Annotated in this window: 6 protein-coding genes and 2 pseudogenes; 2 read left to right on the top strand and 6 right to left on the bottom strand. The window is 65.9% G+C overall.

The features are described 5' to 3' along the window. Positions 1 to 184: 184 nt before the first annotated feature. The 3 genes and pseudogenes from ACQKDV_RS16295 to ACQKDV_RS16285 all read right to left on the bottom strand — a co-directional run. Complete coding sequence (locus tag ACQKDV_RS16295; RefSeq protein ID WP_427785100.1) at positions 185 to 742, bottom strand: DUF3228 family protein; 558 nt, start codon at positions 740 to 742, stop codon at positions 185 to 187. Between the two features lie 47 nt (positions 743 to 789). Further along, positions 790 to 1,404, bottom strand: a pseudogene (locus ACQKDV_RS16290) (LytR/AlgR family response regulator transcription factor); the annotation flags it as partial. Then, positions 1,361 to 1,690: pseudogene (locus tag ACQKDV_RS16285) on the bottom strand (alpha/beta fold hydrolase); the annotation flags it as partial. The pseudogenes ACQKDV_RS16290 and ACQKDV_RS16285, both read right to left, overlap by 44 nt. Positions 1,691 to 1,907: 217 nt before the next feature. On the opposite strand from ACQKDV_RS16285, the gene metF reads away from it, so the two are divergent. Both metF and ACQKDV_RS16275 read left to right on the top strand, forming a co-directional pair. After that, positions 1,908 to 2,735: a methylenetetrahydrofolate reductase [NAD(P)H] gene (gene metF / locus ACQKDV_RS16280; RefSeq protein ID WP_427785099.1), complete on the top strand. Its 828-nt coding sequence runs from the start codon at positions 1,908 to 1,910 to the stop codon at positions 2,733 to 2,735. A 40-nt stretch (positions 2,736 to 2,775) separates the two neighbouring features. Next, positions 2,776 to 3,357, top strand: a complete 582-nt coding sequence (locus ACQKDV_RS16275) for a DUF4124 domain-containing protein (RefSeq protein ID WP_427785097.1) — start codon at positions 2,776 to 2,778, stop codon at positions 3,355 to 3,357. A gap of 55 nt (positions 3,358 to 3,412) precedes the next feature. Here the strand turns inward: ACQKDV_RS16275 and ACQKDV_RS16270 are convergent, their stop codons facing one another. From ACQKDV_RS16270 to secA, 3 genes are all read right to left on the bottom strand, one after another. After that, on the bottom strand, positions 3,413 to 3,799 hold the full coding sequence (locus tag ACQKDV_RS16270) for a hypothetical protein (RefSeq protein ID WP_427785096.1): 387 nt from the start codon (positions 3,797 to 3,799) through the stop codon (positions 3,413 to 3,415). Between the two features lie 134 nt (positions 3,800 to 3,933). After that, the gene (locus ACQKDV_RS16265; protein WP_427785095.1) at positions 3,934 to 4,902 is read right to left on the bottom strand and encodes a Nudix family hydrolase; all 969 of its coding nucleotides are present in this window, start codon (positions 4,900 to 4,902) and stop codon (positions 3,934 to 3,936) included. A gap of 102 nt (positions 4,903 to 5,004) precedes the next feature. After that, positions 5,005 to 7,254, bottom strand: a 2,250-nt coding sequence (gene secA, locus ACQKDV_RS16260; RefSeq protein WP_427785094.1) for a preprotein translocase subunit SecA, incomplete at its 5' end; no start/stop codon positions are given.

Here is a 7,254-nt window from a genome sequence, read left to right as displayed (position 1 = left end):
CCAGACCCAGTAGATCCACGCCATGCGTGGATGTGAATCTACGCAGTGCGGACCAACGGTCCGCACCCACCAGACCCAGTAGATCCACGCCATGCGTTAATGTGAATCTGCGCAGTGCGGACCAACGGTCCGCACCCACCAGACCCAGTAGATCCACGCCATGCGTGGATACACATTCCAGCGCTCATGGCCGCCAGTTGGCGTTGTTTTCCCAGAACTGCACCGACCGCTGGTAGGCATCGCGGTCCAGCGGCACGCCGGAACCACCCTCCTCCACGCCCAGCGCGTTGCGCATCATGGTGATCGGTGCCATCGGTACCTCTTCCGGCTCGGCGGTGTAGATGCAGCCGACGATGCCCCAGTCCGCGTCGATGGGCGAACCCTCCTTCGCCAGCTGCCCGGCGCTGTACAGGATCACCACCAGGTAGTTCGCGCGCGGCGATTCAACGCCCTCGAACCAGCGCACCAGCACCGGCAGTTCCTCGCGGTTGCGCGCCTCGTAGCCGCTGCGCAGCAGGTGGCGGTTGGCCTCGGTGACCGGCACGGTCAGGCAGCGCGTGCTGGTCCAGTTCTCGTAGACGAACAGCTTGCAGAACGGTGCATAGCCATCGAGCACCTTCAGCGGCGCATGCGCGTTGAGGTGCGCCTGGAACTGCTCGGCGCTGATGTCCTGGATCGTGTTGGCACGCGGCACGCGCGGGAACAGGCGGGGACGGGCGAATTCGGTGAGGACGATGGACATGGTCAATGCAAGCGGAGAGTCCTGCACAGGGTAACCGCTGCAGTGGCCTACAACGCCATCCGTTCACGCAGCTCACGTGCCTGCCGCCGCGAAACGTCCACCTCGCTGCCGTCGTCCAGCACCAGATCGTAGCCATCGCCCACGCTGGGAGTCACCGTGCGGATACGCCGCAGGTTCACCAGCGTGTTGCGGTTGGCCCGGAAGAACAGCTCCGCTGGCAGCCGTGCTTCCAGCGCGCTCAGGCTGCGTGCCAGCAGCGCATTCTGGTCGCGGAACCACAGGCGCGTGTAGTTGCCATCCACCACCAGCCGGCGGATCTCGCCGACCGCCACGAACCAGCAGCGTTCGCCATCACGTACGAACACCTGGTCCTGCGCGCTCAGGCTGCCACCCGTACCCACCTGCGGTACCGCAGGCACATCACGCTGGCGTACGCGTTCCAGCGCTTCCTGCAGGCGCGGCGCTTCCACCGGCTTGACCAGATAATCCAGCGCATTGGTCTGGAACGCGCGCACCGCATAGGCGTCGTAGGCGGTGACGAACACCACGGCCGGTGCCTGCTCCAGGCCATCAAGCACGTCGAAACCGGTACCGGACGGCATCTGCACATCCAGCAGCACCACGTCGGGCCGCAACCGGGCAATCGCCTCGCGGCGCGGCGGCGCGGGCGCCGGCAAAACCCGGCAGCTGCACCAGGTGGCACTGCACGTCCTTCAGCGCCAGACAGGTCTCGCGCCAGACCTCAGCGCTGCTGTTCAGGCCGGGAATCATCAGCAGAGGACGACCGTGGCCGAGCACTTCCACCTGCACCTTGCCGCTGCCGTGGCCGGTCTCTGTCGCCCCGGCGGCATGGGCAGTGCCCGAGCCGAGCACGGCCATCGCCATGCCGATCATCGCCAACCGGGCCAGAGCCTTCGTCGCGAAGTACATCGCCAGATACATCTTCATCGCATACTCCTTGTAGGGACAGATCCGCTGTGGACGGGTGCGTGGGGGTGCGGCCAGCCTGGCGGCGGCTGGGTCTGGGATGTTGCAGTCGAGGAGGAACGGTCGCGCTTCCGGGCAAACGGTCGCCTGCGGTGGACCGGTTCTCTACACCCCTCAACTTCACATCCATCTTGATGGAGCGATATACTCAACCGCATCCGCTGCCACCGCCCGCGCCATGACCGCCATCAGCTTCGAGTTCTACCCGCCCAAGACCGATGAGCAGCGTGGCCAGCTGGACCGTGCCGCTGCGCGCCTGAAGGCGTACACCCCCGAGTACGTGTCCTGTACCTTCGGTGCCGGTGGCTCGACCCTCAGCTACACCTCCGAAACCGTGCGCCACCTCAACCAGCACCACGGTTTCGACGCCGCACCGCACCTGTCCTGCGTCGGCGGTACCCGCCAGGAGATCCGCGAGCTGCTCAAGCTGTACCGGGCCATCGGCTGCCGGCGGATCGTCGCCCTGCGCGGCGACCTGCCTTCGGGCATGGGCTTCCCCGGCGACATGCGCTATGCCGCCGAGCTGATCGCCTTCATCCGGGCCGAGCACGGCGATGCGTTCCGCGTCGAAGTGGGTGCCTACCCGGAAACCCACCCGCAGGCACCCGATGCGCTGACCGATCTGAAGCATTTCAAGGCCAAGATCGATGCCGGTGCCGATGCCGCCATCACCCAGTACTTCTACAACCCCGACGCTTACTTCCACTTCGTCGATGAAGTGCAGCGGCGGGGCGTGCAGGTGCCGATCACCCCCGGCATCATGCCCATCGCCAACTTCAGCCAGCTGCGTCGTTTTTCCGAACAGTGCGGCGCGGAGATTCCGCGCTGGATCAGCCGCAAGATGCTGGCCTATGGCGATGACAGTGAATCGGTGCGTGCCTTCGGCAGCGAAGTGGTGGCCAAGCTGTGCCAACGGCTGGTGGAAGGCGGTGCACCGGGCCTGCACTTCTACACGCTGAACCTGGCCAGGCCGACGGTGGCGGTGCTGAAGCTGCTGAACGGCTGAACGCGCACTGCGGTGTCGATTTCAACGCTACCCTGTGGTCATGAAAGTCGTCCTGCCCCTGCTGCTGGCGCTGGCACCCGTCGCCAGCATTGAAGCCCATGCCCAGTCCACGCGCTTGAACCGCTGCACCGATGCACAGGGCCAGAGTGTCTATACCGACCGTCCGTGTGAAAGCCTCGGCGCGCAGTCGCGGCGTCCGCCGCCGCCGCCGGCCGGCAGCACCCTGCAGCGCGACAGTCTGGGCGCCAGCTGCCCGCGCCGCCTGAGCGAACTGGTGCAGGCGCTGCACACGGCGGTGGACACCCAGGACGTCAATCGGCTGTCGACACTGTACCTGTGGAGCGCGGTCTCCGACGCCGGCGCACAGCGCATCCTCGGTCAGCTGGAATCGGTGGTGCGGCGGCCGCTGGTGGATGTGGTGCCCGTGTATCCGCAGCAGGATCAGGAGCTGCCACCGGAAGAGGGTCAGAGCCCTGCTGCGCAGGGATCCGACCCTGAGCCGGCGACGCCACGGCATCTGATCGGCCTGCGGCTGGAACAGACGCTGCCAGGCAGCGCGGCGCGCACGGCCACGGTGCTGGGGCTGCGGCGGCAGTACGGGTGTTTCTGGATCACCTTGTAACGCCCTTGACGGGGTCGGATCCGCGCAATGCTCAGCTCCGACCCCGTTCCTTCGGTTACGGGCCGGTGACGTTCAGGCCATGACTCAACGCGGAGTGAAGTCCCAGCTGCATCCTGGCCTGACGGCTACCGCTCTGCTGGAACGGGTACTCCCACTGCGAAGGCCCCACCAGCGCCGCTGCCTGCGGCTGATCCTCACCGGCCGGATCACTGTACGTGAGGTTGTATACCACCAAGCCGACGAATGTGACGGCCGTGACGGCTACCATGACGCCGAGACATACGTTGCGGCAGGTCAGCCTTCCCGATGAACGGTTACGGACATCACCAAGGGCCTCCGCCGCTCCTTGCTCCAGGTCCTGCGCCGCTGTCGAGCGGTCGAGCAGCAGGACGGACGAAGGCGGGATGGCCGGGATGGTGTGTAGCACAGACAGCTTTTGCATGTGGAAGGGTGTTTCTCAGCGAGCCAAAATCAGCTCGCGCCCACCATGGCCTTCGCTCGAAGCTTCCACGCTGATCCTGATCAATCCGGATTGTCGTACGCGTTCCTTCGCCGAGTATCGTCAAGCCAATCGCGTCACCGCGCACGATCATCCGTCGGCCACAACCCGCGGATGGCCGCGATGCCCTGCGCGCCATGGCGCCTTGCCTGCGCGATGTGTGCCGTGTTCATCCCGCCCAGCGCGTAGATCGGCAGGCTCACCTGCGCCCGCAACGCGGCGAACGCCTCCCAGCCCAGCGGGGTTACATCAGGATGGCTGGCCGTGACCTTAACCGGGCCGAGCACAGCGAAGTCACAGCCCAACCGCTGCGCCGCCTGCAGCTGCGCCAGGTCATGGCAGGACGCGGCCACCCATTGCCCGGGCGGCAGTGGGCGCTCCTGCAGCACCAGCAACTGCTCGCTGCCCAGGTGCACGCCCACGCCCAGCGCGCGGGCCAGTTCAATATCGCGGTTCAGCAGCCACTGCACACCCTGCCGATGCGCCTGCAGCGCCTGTTCGATCAACACCTGGCGCTGCGGATGCGTCGCCGGCAGGCGCAGCTGGATGCGCTGCTGGCCCGCCGCCACCGCCTGCTGCAGCTGCTCCTGCCAGCGCTGCGCACCGGCCTCACCCTCTTGCGGCGAAGGGGTGATCAGGTAGCGGGCGGGCTGGCGCAGGGCAGCCACCACCGGCAGGTCGGCCGGCGGCATCGAATAGCGGCCCAGCTTGTCCGGCGCCACCCAGGTGATGGCCTGCCCCTCGCGCCCACGTGGGGTGCCCTTCCAGCTGCGGATATGCCGCACTTCCAGGGTCAGGTGCTTGTCCGGATAGTGCTGTGGCACGTCCATGATCCACTCGCCGATCTCGGCCTCGATGCCAAGCTCTTCGTGCAGTTCGCGCACCAGAGCCTGTTCGGAACTCTCGCCGGGCTCGCGCTTGCCGCCGGGGAACTCCCACAGACCGGCCATGTCACGGTTCCCGGTACGGCGGTTGAGCAGCACACGGCCACGGGCGTCGGTGATGACGCCGGCCACGACATGGATGGATCGTTTCGGGGAAGGCATGGAGTCAGAATGCCGAATCGACCGGGCTCGGCGCAATGCCGGCAGCAGGCCAGCACCCTCGCCCCCAACGAAGAAGCCCCGCTTTCGCGGGGCTCTCCGGGGTCAGCTCAGCTGGCCGTGGCAGTGCTTGTACTTCTTGCCACTGCCGCAGGGGCAGGGATCGTTGCGGCCGATCTTCGGCTCGTCACGCTGCAGCTGCGCCACGCCCTGCTGGGCGGCCTGCACCTGCGCGGCCTCTTCGTCGGCGCTGTAGCTGCCGGCGTCCTGGTGCTGGAACTGCGACTGGCTCAGGCGGGCTTCCACCTGCTGCCGCTCGGCGGCTTCCAGCGCCTGCACTTCCTCGTCGCTGCGGATGCGAACGCGTGCCAGCAGGGTCACCACTTCGCGCTTGACGTTCTCCAGCATGTCCGAGAACAGCTCGAAGGCTTCCTTCTTGTACTCCTGCTTGGGCTGCTTCTGCGCGTAACCACGCAGGTAGATGCCCTGGCGCAGGTAGTCCATGCGGGCCAGGTGTTCTTTCCAGCTCTGGTCGAGCACGGTCAGCATGACGTGCTTTTCCAGCGCGCGCATGGTTTCCTCGCCAACGCCGGCTTCCTTCTCGGCGAAGTGCTGGTTGACGCGCGCCAGCACCTTGGCCGCGATGCCTTCCGCATCCAGTTCCTCGTGCGCCTTGACCATGTCCACCAGCGACATCTGCAGGCCGAAGTCCGACTCCAGGGTCGCTTCCAGGCCACGCAGGTCCCACTGCTCGTCCACCGAGTTCGGCGGCACGAAGCGGGCGACCACGTCGAAGATCACGTCGTCGCGGATGCCGTCGACGTTGTCCTTCACCGATTCGGCATCCAGCAGTTCATCGCGCTGGGCGTAGATCACCTTGCGCTGGTCGTTGTTGACGTCGTCGAAATCCAGCAGGTTCTTGCGGATGTCGAAGTTGTGGGCCTCGACCTTGCGCTGCGCTTTTTCGATCTGGCGGCTGACCAGGCGGTCCTCGATGACGTCGTCTTCCTTCATGCCCATCATGCGCATGGCCTTCTGCACCCAGTCAGAGGCGAAGATGCGCATCAGGTTGTCTTCCAGCGACAGGTAGAAACGGGACGAACCCGGATCGCCCTGGCGGCCGGAACGGCCACGCAGCTGGTTGTCGATACGGCGCGATTCGTGGCGTTCGGTGCCGACGATATGCAGGCCGCCCGCAGCTTTCACCGCGTCGTGGCGCTTCTGCCATTCGGCCTTGACCGCGGCCTTCCGTTCGTCGGTCGCGTCCTCGCCCAGGGCGTGGATCTCGGCTTCCAGCGAACCGCCCAGCACGATGTCGGTACCACGGCCAGCCATGTTGGTGGCGATGGTCACCGCGGCCGGACGACCGGCGTTGGCGACGATGGTCGCTTCACGGTCGTGCTGCTTGGCGTTGAGCACTTCGTGCTTCACGCCGGCTTTGCCCAGGTGCTCGGACAGCATTTCCGAGGTTTCGATCGAGGTGGTACCCACCAGCACCGGCTGGCCGCGCTTGGCGCACTCTTCGATGTCGGCCAGCACCGCATTGAACTTGCCCTTGCGGTTGAGGAATACCTGGTCCGGGCTGTCCTTGCGGATGGTCGGGCGGTTGGTCGGGATGACTACCACTTCCAGACCGTAGATGCTCTGGAATTCGAACGCTTCGGTATCGGCCGTGCCGGTCATGCCGGACAGCTTCCTGTACATGCGGAACAGGTTCTGGAAGGTGATGCTGGCCAGCGTCTGGTTCTCGCGCTGGACCGGAACGCCTTCCTTCGCTTCCACCGCCTGGTGCAGGCCGTCCGACCAGCGGCGGCCGGCCAGGGTACGGCCGGTGAATTCGTCGACGATGACCACTTCGCCGTCGCGCACGATGTAGTCCACGTCACGCTGGTAGATGGCGTGCGCGCGCAGAGCGGCGTTGAGGTGGTGGACCACGGTCAGGTTCTGCGGCGCATAGAGGCCTTCGGTCTCGCCGTCGAGAATTCCCGCTTCCACCAGCAGCTGCTCGGCGTGCTCCATGCCCGCTTCGGACAGGTGCACCTGCTTGCCCTTCTCGTCGACCCAGAAGTCGCCCTCGCCGTCTTCCGCTTCCTGCTTGACCAGGTTGGGCACGACGCGGTTGACGCGGATGTACAACTCCGGGGAGTCATCGGCCGGGCCGGAGATGATCAGCGGGGTACGTGCTTCGTCGATCAGGATGGAGTCGACTTCGTCGACGATGGCATAGTGCAGGCCGCGCTGGTAGCGGTCGGCCTTGGACAGCGCCATGTTGTCGCGCAGGTAGTCGAAACCGAATTCGTGGTATCGCCTTGACAATTGGCGGCGCGAGGTTCGTGACGGAGTCTCGTGGCTGGT

Source organism: Stenotrophomonas sp. NPDC077659 (assembly GCF_050268705.1).
In the GTDB taxonomy this organism is placed as follows: domain Bacteria; phylum Pseudomonadota; class Gammaproteobacteria; order Xanthomonadales; family Xanthomonadaceae; genus Stenotrophomonas.
This window is presented reverse-complemented; position numbering and strand designations above follow the sequence as displayed.

Bases quoted from the DNA above. Each gene is read 5' to 3' on its own strand.
- ACQKDV_RS16295 (WP_427785100.1), bottom strand. From the start codon at position 742: ATGTCCATCGTCCTCACCGAATTCGCCCGTCCCCGCCTGTTCCCGCGC.
- ACQKDV_RS16265 (WP_427785095.1), bottom strand. From the start codon at position 4,902: ATGCCTTCCCCGAAACGATCCATCCATGTCGTGGCCGGCGTCATCACC.
- ACQKDV_RS16275 (WP_427785097.1), top strand. From the start codon at position 2,776: ATGAAAGTCGTCCTGCCCCTGCTGCTGGCGCTGGCACCCGTCGCCAGC.
- ACQKDV_RS16270 (WP_427785096.1), bottom strand. From the start codon at position 3,799: ATGCAAAAGCTGTCTGTGCTACACACCATCCCGGCCATCCCGCCTTCG.
- metF (WP_427785099.1), top strand. From the start codon at position 1,908: ATGACCGCCATCAGCTTCGAGTTCTACCCGCCCAAGACCGATGAGCAG.